The organism is Burkholderia sp. Bp8986, from assembly GCF_003854225.1.
Taxonomy (GTDB): Bacteria; Pseudomonadota; Gammaproteobacteria; order Burkholderiales; family Burkholderiaceae; genus Burkholderia.
Genome location: NZ_QTQM01000010.1, coordinates 155,214 through 171,423, shown reverse-complemented (window position 1 = coordinate 171,423; position 16,210 = coordinate 155,214). Strand labels below are relative to the sequence as shown.

Genomic DNA, 16,210 nt, shown 5'->3' with positions numbered 1-16,210 from the left:
AGAGACGCAGCCAACCAACCTTAAAACCGGACATTTCTATCTGGCTGGTGCCCCGACATCTTGAAATGGCTACGACACTGGTGCATTTGGCGGTGTTGCGTCCCGCGCCGAAGATCAGCCGCTTCAGCTCAACACTAAGGTTCTATCGGCATACTGCGGTCTCGTTAGAGTCATGAAGTCCATCAGCTCGTCTTCATGCCGTCCAGAGTCTTGACGCAGTTTGAGTTACCGATTGCCCCAACGGTTGGAAGCCATGCGCAACAGCGCTGCATTGGCAGCGCGCAAATCGAACAATTCCGCGTCGAAGCCGGACCCGATCCAGTTTCGGTAACGCTCTGCCTTTTCACTGTCCGGATCGTTGGATAGCGTATTCAGGAACGCCTCATAGCCGGATGGACCGCCAACGTCCTCCGGCGGACAAGCACGGGCGCCGCCAATGACTTGGGCTTCTCCCCAAGGTTGGCCCTCGATCGTTTCCATCTTCTCGACGACGACGCTGTGATTCCAGCCGTCCCCGAAGTCGTATCGGTAAACGAAGCGCGAACCTGGCTTCAGGACCGCCTGCAGACGAACCTTTCGGTCATCTGCAGTCGTGCCCGAGTCAGCAAAGTCCACCACATCATCGATCTCGAACATGGCGTAGGTCATGCCATCGATCAGGAAGTCGTGAAGATGCGTGTCTTCCCATCCGAAAGCTGCTTGCAGAATGTGATGCAGCTTGCGCAGCGATTCAGTTCCTTCGACTTCGATCTGACGCCAGACGGGCGGATCGATGTGCTGAAGCGCCACTTTGAGGGTGAAGCGCGGGAACGATTTCGGCATTCGATCTCCTCAGAACGCGAACCTGCACTATTATTGCCTCGCAATGGTCACCTGAAGCAAGCACTGTAGGATCGCCGACGCTGGAAGGGACGCGAAGCATCCGCGCATAGCAACCGCACTGCAGCCCGCCTCACCTCGATCAAATCGGCACTTCCGGCGGCGCCTGACGAAACAGCCGCGTAATCCAGCACAGATATACCAGCCCGAGCACGAACCACGCGATGCCGAGGACCAGTGCCGCCTTCTCGAGACTCACGAGCAGCCAGATATCGGACACCGCGCCGATCACCGGGAACACGAGCCCGCCGAACACCCCGATCCGGCGTTCGCCATGATTGCCCGACAGATACAGGCGAATCACGCACAGATTGACGGCCGTAAAGGCAAGGAACGCGCCGAAGTTGATGAACGACGTCGACGTGGCGACGTCCAGCTTCAGCGCGATCAGGCCGACCACGCCCGCCAGCGCGATGTTGATCGCCGGTGTCTTGAAGCGCGGGTGAATGAATCCGAATACGCGTTTCGGCAGGATTTCGTCGCGCCCCATCGCATAGAGGAGTCGGCCGACGCTCGCTTGCGCGGAAATCCCCGACGCGAATTGGGCGAGGATCAGACCCGCGAGGAATACGGTGACGAACACATCGCCGCCGATCATCTTCGCGACCTCGAACGCGGCTGAATCCGTGTCCTTGAATTCGACGCCCGGGTGCGCGAGCTGCATCGTGTATGCCGCTATCACGAAGATCGCCCCACCGATCAGCGCAATCAGCAAGATCGCACGCGGCATGTTCTTTTTCGGCTCGATCGTTTCCTCGGTCAGCGTCGACACCGCGTCGAAGCCGAGGTACGAATACGCAGCGATCGCGGCGCCCGCCATCGTCACGCCGAACGGCACGTGCGGCTTGAAGAACGGCTCCGCCATCGCGATGCCGCCCGGCCCGGCCGCGGCTGACGCGTAGTGCCAGCACAGCGCCACGAACATCACGACGATCGCGAGCTGCACGATCATCAGCACGATATTGAAGCGCGCAGCCAGTTCGATACCGACGATGTTCAAGCCGCTCGTCAATACGATGAACGCGACGATCCAGATCCAGGTCGGCACATGTGGAAAGGCGGCGTTCAGATATGCAGCGCCGATCAACCAGATCACCATCGGCAGGAAGAAATAGTCGAGCAGCGTCGCCCAGCCGATCATGAAGCCGAGGTGCGGGTTGAACGTCTTGCGCGTGTACGTATAGGCAGAACCTGCAGTCGGATAGAGCCTGGCGAGCTTGCCGTAGCTGAGCGCGGTGAACGCGATGGCGATCAGCGCAAGCAGATAGGCGAGCGCGGCCGTGTCGTCGCTGGCCTTGGCGAGCACGCCGTAGGTACCGTAGACGATCAGCGGCGCCATATAGGCGAGGCCGAACAGCAGCACGGACGGCAGGCCGAGCGTGCGCTTCAGGCTCGGCGATTCATGGGATGACGACGCTTGCATGTTATCTCCTGGACCTTCGGGGCCGATGCGAATGCCTGTGTGCCTTCGGCCGACATTTCGATTGAACGGGCACGCCCGGGCGACGCATGACGCCCGCGCGATGCCGTGAACGGACTGCGAAACCGGATTATTCGCCGCGCTGACAACGCGCTTCGATCATGAATGCGCGATGGCCGTCCGACTGCTCGAGCGGCGCGAGATCAAGCGCCACACGTGTGTCGTGCAGGTAGTTGTAGTGTTCGCGGCTCGCTTCGAGACGCGTGAGATCGAGGTTCGCCAGCACGACCGCCTCGTCCCTGCCCAGTTCCAGCGCGGTTTCGCCGAACGGATCGACGAGCGCGGAAAGGCCTGCGAACGTCAGATTGTCGTCGCCGGCCCCGCAACGGTTCACCATCACCGCGAACATCTGGTTTTCCATCGCGCGTGCCGCGATCGCGCGGCGATGCACCGGGCCGAACGGGTCCATGTTGCCGTTCGTGACGATCAGCAGATCGGCATCGAGCGCGCCGACGGCTCGCGCCGTTTCGGGAAATTCGATGTCGTAGCAGATCAGCAGACCGACCGTCAGGCCGTTCCAGATGCACGTCGCGAAGCGGTCACCCGGCGTGAAGACACCGACATCCGATGCCCACAGATGCGTCTTGCGATAGCGCAGCACAATGTCGCCCTGCTCGTCGACAAGTACCGTGGTGTTGTAAAACCGGTTGCCGTCGCGCTCGGCGAGGCCCACGGCGACAGCGACGCCCTTTTGTCGTGCCGCGTCGCGTACCGCGGATAATCCGGGGCCATCGAGCGTCTGTGCGACTTCGGCGACATTGTCCCGGGTCGGAAAGCCCGACAACGTCGTCTCGGGGAACACGATCAGTTTCGTGCCGCCTGCCACGTCGACGCGCCCGATCGTGTCGATCACCTTGCGCGTGTTGTGCGCGACGTCGCCGTCGATCAGCGAGAGTTGCGCGAGTTCTACCTGCATGAAAACCGTCTCCTTCCAATAGCCTTTCATCGGCGCGTCGTCTGCCCTGCCCTTCTGATACGACGCGCGGTCGAGCGAAACAGGCCGTGTACCCCTGCCTGTCGAAGTGAGGCCGATTATCGGGTTATTATTTTTGACCTGAAATTCCCCGCCAGGGTTACCCTCACCGGAGCACACGATGGACTTCGAATGGCGAGATCTCGCTTTTCATCGGGAGATTGGCTCGGCCATCGACGCCCTCGATGGCCCGCATTTCTGGGCACGCCTCACGCGTGTGCTCGAGCGGCATCTCGAGTTCGACAACTGGGTCGCGCTGCGTTTCGCACGCGCCGCGCCGCCTCTCGTGCTTGGCGAGCAGGCCATGCCCGACGGCAAGGTCGACCTGATGTTTCAGGACTATCTGGCCGCTCTCTATCAACTCGATCCGTTCTATCTCGCCGCGTTCGAAACGCAGGCGTCGGGCTTCTACACGCTCGCCGACGTCGCGCCGGACAATTTCCGGATGACCGAGTACTACCAGCGGTACTTCAGGAAAAACATCGTCGGCGACGAAGTGCATTTCAACGTCATGATCGATCGCGATCACACATTGGGCTTTTCGCTCGGCAAGATGAGCAAGTACGACGATCGCGAGATTGCGTTGCTCACGCTGTACACGCCCTGGGTCCTGTCGTTGATGCAGCAGCGCTTGCGCTTCGAGACGTTCGCGATCAAGGATGCGCCGCGCGTGACCGAAGGCGAAGCGCCCGACCCGCAGGCGCGCTTCGGGATGCTGACCGGAAAGAGCGGGCGCGGCGCGTTGACCACGCGCGAAATCGAAGTCGCGATGCTGTCATTGAGCGGATTTTCGTCTCGCGCGATCGGGGAAAAGCTGTCGATTTCGTTCGAGACCGTGCGTGCGCACAAGAAGCACATTTACGCGAAGCTTGGTGTCGGATCGCAATCCGAATTGTTCGCGATGTTCTACGATCGGGGCAGATCCGGCGAATCTGCGTGATTCGCGTCTCGGTGTCACGGCACGAATACCGGCAGGCGCGCTGCCGCTTCAGGTTTCGCCGGTGAGCATGGAATCACGTGCATCCAGATTGATGCCGGAGATTCGTGATGGACGCGAATTCCGGCTCCCGGGATAAATGGCATTGCCTTGCCATGCATTTTTGAACCGGGCAATCCTGTCACGACGCGGCGCCGCTCGATCGACTACGCCGACGGTGTCTGCCGTCTTGAAACCGTTCGAATCCGCGCCTTGCCCCGTTGCTGCCGGTGCCATTACACCGCCCCATCCCCGGCTCCTTTATGCCGCCCATCGACACGCCGAGTCGGCAATGCGGCGAGCCCGCGCACCGCCGCCGCGTTCTCGGCGCCATCGTCGCTGCGGCCGGTGATCTCATCCAGCGCCCGGTTGTTGGTGTACGGCCCGAACACACCGATCGACACCATCACGATCAGCATGCTGCCGCCGATCAGCACGAACACTGCGGACACCCCGGCGCGCTCGAGCAGCAGCGCGACGATGAAGCTGCTCGCGATTCCGGTCAGGCGGCCGATCGAATGCACGAAGCCGAGCGCGCGCCCGCGGATCTCGGTCGGAAACACTTCCGACTGGTACGCGGTGCCGTTGCTCGCGAGCACCGTGTTGGACAGCGTGACGAGCAGGCCGAACGCGATCACGAATGGTGCCTGCGCCGACATCGCGAACGCGGTGCCGAACAGCGCGACGCCGAACGCCGACGCGACGATCAGCCACTTGCGCTCGATGCGGTCAGCGAGCACGCCGGCAACGAACGGCGACACCGGATACGCGAACGCGATCACGAACGCATACCAGAGGCTCTTCGTGACGCTCGCGCCCTGCGCGGCCAGCAGCGTCGGCAGCCACTGGCTGAAGCCGAAGAAGCCGATGCTCAGGAATGCGTTGAATACGATCAGCATCGCCGTGCGGCCGCGATGCCGCGCATCCCACATCGACGGCGCGCGCCGCGCGGCCGGCGTTGCGACGGCCGGCATCCGGACCGCAGGCAGCGGCCGGCCGGATTCCCGCTCGACCGCCTGCTCGAGCCGCTGGAGCACGGCTTCGGCGTCGGCCTCGCGGCCGGTGCTGGCAAGCCAGCGCGGCGACTCCGGCAGCCGCGACTGCAGCCACCAGACGACGACCGCGCCGCTGCCGCCGAGCAGCACGACCCAGCGCCACCCGGACACCCCGAGCGGATCGCGCGGCACCCATAGCCACGACACCAGCGCGAGCACCGGCATCGCGAGATAGCCGATCGCGAAGCACAGCGCGAACGCACGCCCGCGCACTGCTTTCGGCACCAGCTCGGTCAGGAACGCGCCGATCGTGATCAGCTCCGCGCCGATGCCGCAGCCCGCGACGAAGCGGCATACGAGAATGCCGAGCGCATGCGTCTGCACGCACATCGCAAGGCTTGCCGCCGTGTAGAGCAGCAGCGCACCGGTGAACAGCGCGCGCCGTCCGATGCGGTCCGCGAGGCGCGACACGAACATCTCGCCGACAAACAGCCCGGCGAACGTCGCCGCGCCGAGTGCGCCCTGGTCCGACATGCCGAGCACGCCGTGCGAGCCCGCGTGAAAGATGCCGTCGCGGATCAGCCCGGGCGGCAGGTAGGTCATCTGGAACAGGTCGTAGATCTCGAAAAAACCGCCGACGCTCAGGAACATCACGAGCGTCCAGATGCTGGCCGTCGCGGGCAGGCGGTCGATGCGCGCGGCGATCGACGCCGCATGGGAATGGGACATGGCGATTCCTCGGTGATCCGCCCGCGCGGTCTGCGCGAAGCGGCGGACAGGGCGCCGGCGCGGGTGCGCGCGGCGCCGGCGTTCATACGGTGGCGACCGGATTGACCGGCGACCCGACGAGCCCGCGCAGGTGCAGCGGCGGCGCGGTCAGCAGGAAGCGGTTGCGCCGATGCGCGCGCAGCCAGTCGGCGAGCGGCGTCAGATGCCACAGCTCGCCGAGATGAATGCCGAGCTTGAACAGGCACAGCTCGTGCAGCGGCATCAGCGCGCCGGGCCGCTCGCGCGCCGACGCATGGCGCGGGCGCTCCTCGACCGCATGGTTGTCCGCCGCGAGCGCGGCGAGCCCCGATGCGTCGATCCATTCGAGCAGGCGCGGATCGTTGCCGTCGAGCACGCAGCACACGTCCGGCGCGGCGGGCTCGCCGAGCGCGTCGGCTTCGATCAGGCGATCGGCGAAGCCCGTATGCACGCATACGATGTCGCCGCGCTCGACGACCACATCGTCCGCGCGCAGTACCGACATCCATTCCGCGTAGCCGATCTTGCGCCGCTCGTCGCCGAAGTGGCGGCGCAGGTCGACCATCACGCCGCGCCCCTGCACGCCGGTTTGCGCCATCACCTCGATGCCGAGCGCGCGCGCACCGCCGCGCGGCGCACCCGCTTCGGGCACCCGGATGTGCTCGTCCATCCGGTAGCCGTTGTAGAACACGCGGGCGCGCTCGCCGTTGCCCGCCGGATCGAACAGCGAGCCGACGTGCGACAGTGCATCCCACTGCGTCGAGAACTGCGAGTGCATGCAGAACGAATCGTCGCAAACCACATCGGTTGCGTTGGCAACCTGTTCGTCCGCCCGATAGCCGAAGTACGGCTTGTCGCCGTGCAGCGCCGGCATGATCGCCGGCGGCCGGCGCCGCGCGTTCAGTCCGCCGCCGCGCGGCACGTCGAGCGGCAGGCTCAGCGAGAACACGCGGCCTTCACGCACCTCCGCGACGCCGCGCAGCACCGCGTCGGGCGTCAGCCAGTTCAAGCGCCCTTTCTGATCGTCAGGGCCGAAATCCCCCCAGTTCGAGCCGGGCGGCCGATGGGTCCAGCGTGGCTTCATGGTGTCTCCTCCATGCAATGTCCAGGGTGCGGCGGCCGTCGTTCGCGGCCGCCTCGCACGGCGCGCCTAGCGCGTGCGGATCACGCCCAGCCCGGCGAGCCGCTCGTATTCGCGTTCGCCGAGCAGCGGCAGCAGGATCTCGCGATTGTTCTCGCCGAGTGCTGGTGCAGGCCGGCGGAACGCGCCGGGCGTGGCCGACAGGCGCGGCGTGATGTTGTGCATCGGCAGGCTGCCGACGTCGTCGTCCGGCAGCTCGACGAGGGCCTCGCGCTCGATCACGTAGTGATCCTGAACGATCTGCGCGATGTCCTGGATCGGCCCGACCGTCACGCCTGCTTCCTCGAAGAACGCGAGATTGGCATCGAGATCGCGCACGGCGATGAATTCGCCGACGATCGCATCGAGCGCCTCCGCGTGCTGCACGCGCTGCACGTTGGTCGCGTAGCGCGGATCGTCGATCAGGTCCGCTCGGCCGATCGCGCGGAACAGCCGCTCGGCCATCGCCTGCGTCGAGCTCGACAGGCACAGCCACTTGCCGTCGCGCGTGCGATACGCGTTGCGCGGCGCGGTGTTCGACGAGCGGCTGCCGGTGCGCGCCTTGATCTCGCCGGTCATCACGTAGTTCGCTGCAGCCGGCCCGAGGATCGACAGCAGCGGCTCGAACAGCGACACGTCGATCACCTGCCCCGCCGCGCCGTGCGCGGCGCGCGCATGCAGCGCGACCAGCACGGCGATCGCGCCGGACAACCCGGCCGTCATGTCGCCGAGGAACATCGGCGGCAACACCGGCTCGCGATCGGCGAAGCCGTTGATCGCCGCGAACCCCGCATACCCTTCCGCGAGCGTGCCGAAGCCCGGCTTGTGGCGGTACGGCCCCGTCTGCCCCCAGCCGGAGATCCGCGCGATCACCAGCTCGGGACGGATCGCGAGCAGGTCGTCCGGGCCGAGCCCCATCTTTTCGGCGACGCCGGGCTTGAAGCTCTCGACGAACACGTCCGCGTCGCGCACCAGCCGGCGGACGATGTCGATCCCCTCGGGCGCGCGCAGGTCGACGCACACGCTGCGCTTGTTGCGTCCGTACACCTTCCAGTTCGTGCTGATCCCGCCCGCGCCGACCGCGCGCAGCGTATCGCCGCGCTCGCTCTCGACCTTGACGACATCCGCCCCGAAATCGGCGAGCTGCACGCTCAGCATGTTGCCCGCCATCAGGCGCGACAGATCGACGACGCGCACGCCCGCGAGCGGCCCCCGCGCGCCGGCGTCGAACGGTTTCGGATGGATCGGGCCGGTGGACGCGCGACGGCGCGCGCCGGCCGCGTGAGCGGCCTGCGGGTCGGGAACGAACATGCTGGTCTCCTGGTTGGTGGGTGAGTCGTTCGATGCGGACTTCGAAGTGCGCGCGCTCGGCCGCGCGCCGGCGCTACTCGAGCAGCGCGCCGAGCTGGTCGGCTGCGCGAAACGCCGCGCCCGCGGCGGGCAGATCGCCGCCCAGCGCACGCGTCAGCTCGGCGGCGGCCGCCTGCACGCGCGGCAGGTAGTCGGCCAGCACCTTCTTGTTGAAGCGATAGCGCGGCACGCCGAGCGAGATCGCGCCGCTCAGCACGCGTCCGACGCCGAACGCCGGGCACGCGATCGCCGCGCTTTCCGGGTCGCGCTCGGCGATCGACACCGCGTAGCCCTGCTCGGCCGTCTTCTCGTAGTCGCCGCCGCGCGTGCCGCTGAACGCGAGCAGCACGCGCCCGGCCGCGCCGACGTCGAGCGGAAAGCGGTCGCCTTCGCGCAGGTGCGTGCGCACCGAGCGCTGCGCCTGGATGCGGAACAGGCACACACGCTGATCCCCTTCGCGCACGTAGAACGCGGCCGTCTCACCGGTTTCCGCCGACAGCGTCGACAGGATCGGCATCACGTACTCGCGCAGCTGAAACGACTCGCGATACATCATCCCGAGCTGGAACACGGCGGGCCCCAGCACGTAGCGCCCATCCGGCAGGCGCTTGATGAAGCGGAACTGCTCGAGCGACTCGAACATCCGCAACAGCGTGCTCATGTTGAGCCCCGTTTCCTCGCTGACCTGCGCGAGCATCAGCCCGCCGGGCGCGTTGCCGAACGCCAGCAGCGCGGTCAGCGCGCGGTTGACCGCGGCCACGCCGCCCTCTGCGGGATTGCTTGTCTCCATCTTGCTCATGTCCACCTCGTGCGATGCCGGCCGAGTCGTGCTGCTGCGGCCGGCATCTAAAAATGAAAGTTGCTTTCATTATACGCAGATCGTCGACGACAGCAACATGAATCAACACAGATTCACTCGCTCGTAATTTCCGAAAATCCCCTTGAAAACTAGGCGTTAACGATAATCTTGACGAATGCCATCATCCGCCACAAAAATGAAAGCGGCTTTCATTTTCGTGGATCATCGATGGAATTCTCGTCTCAACCGGTCTGGCGCTCGCTGCTGTACGTCCCCGCCCACGTCCCCCGTTTCGTCGCTTCGGCTGCCGCGAGCGACGCCGATGCCCTGATCCTCGATCTCGAGGACAGCGTCCCGCCAGCATGCAAGGAGGCCGCCCGCGACGGGCTGGCCGATGCCGTGCCGGCGTTGCGCGCGCCGGGCCGCGACGTGCTGGTGCGCGCCAACGGCCCGCTCGACCTGCTGGTGCCAGACCTGCGCGCGGCCGTCCGGGCCGGCGTGGACGGCGTCGTGCTGCCGAAGGTGCGCGGCGGCTCGCACGTCGAGGCGATCGACGAACTGCTGGCCGCGCTCGAAGAGGAAAGCGGCGCGCCGCCGGGCCGCACGCGGATCGTCGCGATCGTCGAAACGCCGCGCGCGTTCCAGGCGATGGACCGGATCGCGCAGGCATCGCCGCGCGTCGTCGCGATGATGCTGGGCGGCGGCGACTTCGCGCTGAACTGCGAAAGCGCCGCGAGCGCCGACGTGCTGCGCGTGCCGAAGCAACTGCTGATCATCGCCGCGCGCGCCGCCGGCGTCCTGCCGCTCGGCCTCATCGGCGGCCTCGACGAGCTACGCGATCTCGACGCGTTCGAGCGCGTCGCGCGCGCGTCCGCGGAGCTCGGCTATGCGGGCGCGACCTGCGTCCATCCGCTGCAGGTCGGCGCGCTCAACCGCGCGTTCCGTCCCGACGAAGACGCGGTGCGCGACGCGAATGCGGTGCTGGCCGCCTACGACGACGCGCGCGCGAACGGGCGCGGCGCGCTGCGCGTCGACGGCAGGATGGTCGACGCGCCCGGCGTCGCCCGCGCGAAGCGCGTGCTCGCGCGTCACGCGGCCGTGCAGGCGCGTGACGACGGCGCGCCCCGGTGATGCACGCGCCGCCCTGCATCGCCGTGCTTCACCCCGGCACATGCGCACGTCGCGCGTGCGTCCCGCCGCGACGCAGCCGGTTCGCTGCCCGGCCCGGATAGCGCCGCCCGCAGCACCGCCGCGCCGCTCGACCAGCGCGGCGCCGCAATCAAACAAACAACAAACCCTCGAAGGAGACTAGCCATGGGCAAGCGAATGTCCGCATTGTGCGGACTGGGCCTCGTATCGGCCGGCGCCTGCGCGCAAACCACGATCACGCTGTACGGCGTGGCCGACGTCTATACGGAATTCCTCACCCACCAGGCCGCGCCCGGCGACAAGTCGTCGGCATCGCTCGTGCGGATGGCGTCGGGCGGCAAGAGCGGCTCGCGCTGGGGCCTGAAGGGCGTCGAGGATCTCGGCGGCAGCTGGCAGGCCGCATTCCGGCTCGAAAGCGGCATCAACCTGAACAACGGTACCGGCACCGGCGCGGGCGGCTTCGACCGCTCCGCGTGGATCGGGCTGCAGCACGAGCGCTGGGGCACGCTGCGGCTCGGCCACCAGTATTCGACGCTGTTCGACGTCATGGAGCGCTATTCTCCGACGGGCGCGTACTCGACGCTGTACGAGCCGGCCGGCGCGATCGTCGGCGTCAACTTCCGCGAGAACAACGTCGCCAAGTACCTGGCGAAGATCGGCTCGCTGACGCTCGAAACGCACTATTCGTTCGGCGGCACGCCCGGCGCGTTCCAGGCGAATGCCGCCTACGGCGCCGGCTTCGATTATGCCGGCGCCGCATTCTCGTTCGCCGCCGCATTCGACAACGTCAACACGCCGCAGCCTGGCGGCTTCGCGCATTTCCGCCGCTACGCCGCCGCCGCGATCGTGTCCGTCGACCGCGCGCAGCTGCTGGCCGGCGTCACGCACGGACAGAGCGGCGTCGCCACGCGGTCGGTCGTGACGAACTACACGTTCTGGTGGGCGGGCGTGCGCTACATGATCACCCCTTACCTGCAGGCGCTCGGCGCGTTCTATTACGAGGACATCCGTGCGCAGAATCCGCCGGACGCGCAGGCGAGCGCACCGCACCCGGCCAACCCGCAGCAGGTCACGCTGCAGCTGAACTACTTGCTGTCGAAATCCGTCACGCTGTACCTCGCGGGCGGCTACGCGCGCCGCGCCGCGCTCGATTTCGACAACTACAACTACAACTTCCTCCACTACACGCTGGCCGCCGACCGCGCCGGCAGCGCGGGCGTGGCGCTCGGCCTGCGCAAGCTGTTCTGAGCCTGCCTCTCTCGCCCTTTCAGGAACCTTCGGAGTCTTCAAACCATGAACCGCCGCCACTTTCTTTCCACGCTGACCGGCGCCGCGCTCGCGCTACCACTCGCCCGTGCCCGCGCCGTCTCGCTGCCGGCGGCCGCCGGCCGCCCCGATCTCGCGCAACAGCTCGCCGACTACGCGGCCGGGCTGCAGTATCGCGACCTCGACGCCGCGACGATCGAGACGATCAAGGCGCATCTGATCGACGCGCTCGGCTGCGCGATCGCCGCGCACGACGAACGCCCGGTGCGGATCGCGCGCGACGCGGCGCTCGCGTCGCCGGACGGCGTGTCGACGATCGTCGGCACGAACCGACGCACGAGCCCCGATCTCGCCGCGTTCGCGACCGGCACCGCGCTGCGCTACTACGATTTCAACGACGCGTACGCCGGCAAGGAAACCGGCCATCCGAGCGACAACATGTCCGCGTGCCTCGCCGTCGCCGAAGCGCAGCATGCGAGCGGCCACGACCTGATCCTGTCGATCGCGATCGCGTACGAGATCGCGTGCCGGCTGATGGATGCCGCCGCGATCAGCCCGCGCGGCTGGGACCACACGTGCTACAGCCTGCCCGCCGTCGCGCTCGCCGCCGGCAAGCTGATGCGCATGCCCGCGCCGCAACTGGTGCAGGCGGTCAACCTGTCGATCAACAGCCATCTCGCGCTGAACCAGACGCGCGTCCAGCAGCTGTCGAACTGGAAGGCGCTCGCCGATGCGGACGCGGCGCGCAACGCGGTGTTCTCGACGCAGCTCGCGCGCGCGGGGCTGACCGGCCCCGCGCCGATCTTCGAAGGCATGGCGGGGTTCTTTCCGCAGGTGTCCGGGCCGTTCGCCGTCGACACGCGCGAATTCGGCGGGCGCGACGGCGCGTTCCGGATCGGCAAGTGCTTCGTGAAGTTCTATCCCGCGCAAGGACTCACCCAAACCGCGATTCCGGCCGCGCTCGACGTCGCAGCGCAGGTCGGCGACCTGCGCCGCATCCGACGCATCGAGATCCACACCACCGCGGTCGGCTACGTGACCGCCGGCCGCGACCGCGAAAAATGGGCGCCGTCGACCCACGAGACCGCCGATCACAGCCTGCCGTACATCGTCGCGCGCGCGATGCTCGACGGTGACATCACGACCGAGAGCTACCGGCACGACGCGCTGCACGATCCGGCGCTGCGCGCGCTGATCGAGCGGGTCACGGTGCAGGAGGACCCGGCGCTGACCGCCCGCTATCCGGCGCAGGCGCCGAACCGGGTGACGGCCGTGTGCGAAGACGGCACGACCTGCGCGAAGCAGGTGGACGAGCTGCCCGGCTCGCCGACGCGGCCGATGCGGCGCGACGACTACGAGGCGAAGTTCGCGAAGAACTGCCGGCGGCACTGGAGCCCGACGCAGATCCGCGCGGCGCTCGATTACCTGTGGCGGCTCGACGAGCAGCCCGACGTCGCGACGCTGCCGCCGCTGCTCGTCGTAGGCTGAGCCGCGTGACCGAACCCTAAGCCTCCGCCGCGACGCCATGCCGCTCGAGCGCTTGCGCGACCTCGACGATGCGACCGCGCAGCCACGCGTGCGCGTCCTGCCGAGCCTTTACCTGCAGCAGACGCGCGGCGCGAGCGCGCTGCGTGCCGGCTTCGAGCTGTTTCCGCTTAGATGGAAGCCGACGGAAACCTTCGAGACGGGCATCCTGAAGACACTCGACCGGTACCTGTAGACGTTCGGACAGCATTCGGCATCGGCCGCGGGCAGGGTCAGGCGCGGCCGCGCGGCGACGTCGCGTGCCGGCGTCGTCGAAATGCAGAAACTTAATACTGATTCCGATCGACCCATCAAGGCAACGACAACCCATCAATTGGTATTGTCGTTCGCTTCGAAATGTAGCTGCGATCGAGCTCCCCGACCGAGCGGCAACCGATGAGGGCGAGCGTCCGGTCTGTTTCCCGTTTGATCATCTCGATGACGTCGCTCACGCCGATTTCCCCTCTGGCTGCCAACCCGTATAACGTGGCGCGCCCGAGCATCACGGCATGTGCCCCCAAGGCGATCGCCTTGACGACGTCAGCTCCTGTCCGTATCCCACTGTCGAGAATGACAGTCGTTCCCGAGGTGCGCTCGACAATATCCGGCAGCACATCGGCTGTCGCGGGCAGGTCGGCGAGCTGCCGGCCGCCGTGGTTCGAAACGATCACGCCGTCCGCGCCGAGTTCGACGCACCGCGCGGCATCGTCGGCCGTCACGATGCCCTTGACTAGGAGTTTGCCAGGCCATTCGTCCCGCAAACGGCGCAGGTCGTCCCAACTGAAGCTCGCATCCATCTGTCTGCGAAGAATCGCTGCCTGGGAGGCCGTGTCCGATGCCTCGTCCGTAGCGAAATTTCTCAACTCCGGCATGCCGTGCATCAGATAGGACCAAAGCCAACGCGGGTGCGACAGTCCATCGACGGCCGCGCGCGCACTTGCCTTGAACGGCATGGCAAAGCCGTTGCGAAGATCGCGTTGGCGAAAACCGTTGACCGCTACATCGGTGGTGAGGATCAAGGTCGAATAGCGAGCCGCGCGGGCACGATTGACCAGGCTCTTCGCGAGGTTGCGATGAACCACATACAGTTGAAACCACAGTTCTCCGTCGGCTCCTTTTGCCACCTCTTCGATGGACATGTTGGAAGCCGTCGATAGCGCAAAGGGAATACCGGCCTTGGCCGCCGCACGCGCAAGTGCGAGGTCGCCCTTGGGCCAGAATGCGCTATTGAGACCCGTTGGTGCGATCACCAGCGGTGATGGAATCCGCTGGCCTAAAAGTTCCACCGACTGCTCTCGTATGCTGACATCCGACAGCCGGCGCGGCAACAACTGCAATTTATCGAACGCCGAACGGTTGTGCCTCAGTCCCGATTCATCGTCCGCCGCGCCTTCCAGGTAGTCGAACACCATTCGTGGCAGCCGCCGTCTGGCTTCGTCACGATAGTCGCTGACGGAGAAAATGCCGGGAAATCCTGTTGTCATGATTGACGTACTGTCGGAGTAGATCGTGATGCGAAGAACACGAGGCGCGCTGGAGTCCGGATTCGCGCGCCTCTGTCAAGCTGGAGCCTGAGGTCAGGCGCGATTGACGGGCGGAACATGACGACGCACGATCATCAGGCAGATAAAGACCATCGACATCGCCCCACCAAGCATGCCCAGGTACGCGGACGCTCCCCCCTGCGTGATCACGAATGCCCCGGCGAACGCGCTGAGAATCGCTCCGAGCCGCCCGAATGCAAGCGCGGATGCGGTCCCGGTCGCGCGTATCTCGGTCGGGTAGACGTAGGCGCAAAGGGCATACATCGTCGACTGAACTGCATTCACGAAGAGGCCGTGCAAACCAATTCCGAACACAAGCAACGTCGTGTGGGCAGAGACGTCGATACCGCGCAGGAAAAGCGCGCTCGCGGATGCCATCAGGCAGCACACGAGCAAAGGCCAGCGTGACCCGAACCGGCCGATTGCCACTGCGCAGCCCAGTGCGCCGATGACGCCCCCCAGGTTGTAGGCGGTCAGGCCCGAACCTGCCACCGAAGGGCTGAGCCCCTCGCCTGCAAGCATCGTCGGCAGCCAGCTGAATGCGCTGTAGACCGCGATCAGGTTCATGAAGAAAGCGATCCAGATTGCAATCGTGTCACGGCCTTGATCGTCCGCGAACAGAGCACGAAAGCCCGGACGCGGTATCGCTTTCTGTTCCTTCTGATCGGCGAACACGGCGTCCGGCTGAATCGAGCGGGACATGCGGGTCAGCAGGTGACGCAGTTCGTTCCAGCGTTCGTCATGGCGGACAAGATAACGGGGCGATTCCGGCATGGCGAGATACAGCAGGAACGCCAGTGCCACGGGAAGCGTGCCGCCGATGAGAAAAAGTCCCCGCCAGCCATAGTGAGGAAGCACGACGCTCGCGAACAGTCCCGCAAGCATGCCCCCCAGCGGTACGCACACGATGGTTGCGGTGACTGCGAGCGTCCGCCGGCGAGCCGGCGTAAATTCCGCCGTCATGGTCGTCGCGCTTGGCAGCGCACCACCGATACCCAGTCCCGCGAAGAAGCGCAGGATTGCAATGGTCATGACGTCAGGCGATAGCGCAATCGAACTCGTCGCCAGGCCAAATACCAGCACGCTTCCAATAATGGCCCAGCGCCGACCGAACCTGTCCGCGAAAAGGCCGGCGAACGCGCTACCGATACCCATGCCTACGAGGCCGGCAGCAACGGCGGGCGCAAATGCGTTGCGCGTAATGCCCCATTCCTTGATCAAGCTGGGAATCGCGAACCCGATGAGTTGCCCATCGAAGCCATCCATCACGATCGCGAACGCGGCGAGAAAGACGACCATTCGCTGAAACGCCGAGAACGGTCCGTCATCAAGGGTGCGGCCTATGTCTACGATCGGCAGACCGGGATTACGATCGTTCATTTCGCCCCCCGACCAGAGCAGTGAAGCC

15 protein-coding genes are annotated in these 16,210 nt (G+C 66.0%); 5 read left to right on the top strand and 10 right to left on the bottom strand.

All coding sequences use genetic code 11. The features are described from left to right. Positions 1 to 225 precede the first annotated feature (225 nt). The 3 genes from DID99_RS12725 to DID99_RS12715 all read right to left on the bottom strand — a co-directional run bounded on the left by DID99_RS12725 (position 226) and on the right by DID99_RS12715 (position 3,275). Positions 226 to 822 carry a plasmid pRiA4b ORF-3 family protein gene (locus tag DID99_RS12725; RefSeq protein ID WP_124484802.1) on the bottom strand — a complete coding sequence of 199 codons (597 nt, stop codon included), beginning with the start codon at positions 820 to 822 and terminating at the stop codon, positions 226 to 228. A 139-nt stretch (positions 823 to 961) separates the two neighbouring features. Then, positions 962 to 2,302, bottom strand: a complete 1,341-nt coding sequence (locus DID99_RS12720) for an APC family permease (RefSeq protein ID WP_124666847.1) — start codon at positions 2,300 to 2,302, stop codon at positions 962 to 964. Between the two features lie 127 nt (positions 2,303 to 2,429). After that, positions 2,430 to 3,275: a carbon-nitrogen hydrolase family protein gene (locus tag DID99_RS12715; protein ID WP_124666846.1), complete on the bottom strand. Its 846-nt coding sequence runs from the start codon at positions 3,273 to 3,275 to the stop codon at positions 2,430 to 2,432. Positions 3,276 to 3,453: 178 nt separating this feature from the next. On the opposite strand from DID99_RS12715, the gene DID99_RS12710 reads away from it, so the two are divergent. Next, positions 3,454 to 4,272 (top strand): response regulator transcription factor, encoded by an 819-nt coding sequence (locus tag DID99_RS12710; RefSeq protein ID WP_124666845.1) that lies wholly within the window; start codon positions 3,454 to 3,456, stop codon positions 4,270 to 4,272. A 48-nt stretch (positions 4,273 to 4,320) separates the two neighbouring features. Here the strand turns inward: DID99_RS12710 and DID99_RS12705 are convergent, their stop codons facing one another. The 5 genes from DID99_RS12705 to DID99_RS12685 all read right to left on the bottom strand — a co-directional run bounded on the left by DID99_RS12705 (position 4,321) and on the right by DID99_RS12685 (position 9,319). Next, entirely contained in the window at positions 4,321 to 4,545 is a 225-nt protein-coding gene (locus tag DID99_RS12705; RefSeq protein ID WP_124666844.1) for a hypothetical protein, read from the bottom strand. After that, a complete protein-coding gene (locus DID99_RS12700; RefSeq protein ID WP_124666843.1) occupies positions 4,545 to 6,032 on the bottom strand; it encodes an MFS transporter in 1,488 nt (495 codons plus the stop codon). Before DID99_RS12700 ends, DID99_RS12705 begins: the two co-directional genes overlap by 1 nt. An 82-nt stretch (positions 6,033 to 6,114) precedes the next feature. After that, a complete protein-coding gene (locus DID99_RS12695) occupies positions 6,115 to 7,134 on the bottom strand; it encodes a cyclase family protein (protein ID WP_124666842.1) in 1,020 nt (339 codons plus the stop codon). A 66-nt stretch (positions 7,135 to 7,200) separates the two neighbouring features. Beyond that, positions 7,201 to 8,481 (bottom strand): CaiB/BaiF CoA-transferase family protein, encoded by a 1,281-nt coding sequence (locus tag DID99_RS12690; protein ID WP_124484796.1) that lies wholly within the window; start codon positions 8,479 to 8,481, stop codon positions 7,201 to 7,203. A gap of 73 nt (positions 8,482 to 8,554) precedes the next feature. Continuing rightward, positions 8,555 to 9,319, bottom strand: coding sequence for an IclR family transcriptional regulator (locus DID99_RS12685; RefSeq protein ID WP_185500287.1), 765 nt, complete (start codon positions 9,317 to 9,319; stop codon positions 8,555 to 8,557). Positions 9,320 to 9,547: 228 nt separating this feature from the next. Here DID99_RS12685 and DID99_RS12680 point away from each other — a divergent pair, with 228 nt between their 5' ends. The 4 genes from DID99_RS12680 to DID99_RS37245 all read left to right on the top strand — a co-directional run bounded on the left by DID99_RS12680 (position 9,548) and on the right by DID99_RS37245 (position 13,454). Next, positions 9,548 to 10,450: a CoA ester lyase gene (locus DID99_RS12680; protein ID WP_124666841.1), complete on the top strand. Its 903-nt coding sequence runs from the start codon at positions 9,548 to 9,550 to the stop codon at positions 10,448 to 10,450. 183 nt (positions 10,451 to 10,633) lie between these two features. Next, positions 10,634 to 11,716: a porin gene (locus DID99_RS12675; RefSeq protein WP_124666840.1), complete on the top strand. Its 1,083-nt coding sequence runs from the start codon at positions 10,634 to 10,636 to the stop codon at positions 11,714 to 11,716. A 45-nt stretch (positions 11,717 to 11,761) separates the two neighbouring features. Beyond that, a complete protein-coding gene (locus DID99_RS12670; protein WP_124666839.1) occupies positions 11,762 to 13,222 on the top strand; it encodes an MmgE/PrpD family protein in 1,461 nt (486 codons plus the stop codon). Positions 13,223 to 13,259: 37 nt separating this feature from the next. Beyond that, entirely contained in the window at positions 13,260 to 13,454 is a 195-nt protein-coding gene (locus DID99_RS37245) for a hypothetical protein (protein WP_185733767.1), read from the top strand. Positions 13,455 to 13,569: 115 nt separating this feature from the next. On the opposite strand, the gene DID99_RS12660 is transcribed toward DID99_RS37245, so the two are convergent. After that, positions 13,570 to 14,742: an alpha-hydroxy-acid oxidizing protein gene (locus tag DID99_RS12660; RefSeq protein WP_124666837.1), complete on the bottom strand. Its 1,173-nt coding sequence runs from the start codon at positions 14,740 to 14,742 to the stop codon at positions 13,570 to 13,572. Between the two features lie 93 nt (positions 14,743 to 14,835). Further along, entirely contained in the window at positions 14,836 to 16,182 is a 1,347-nt protein-coding gene (locus DID99_RS12655) for an MFS transporter (protein ID WP_124666836.1), read from the bottom strand. Between the last annotated feature and the right edge of the window lie 28 nt (positions 16,183 to 16,210).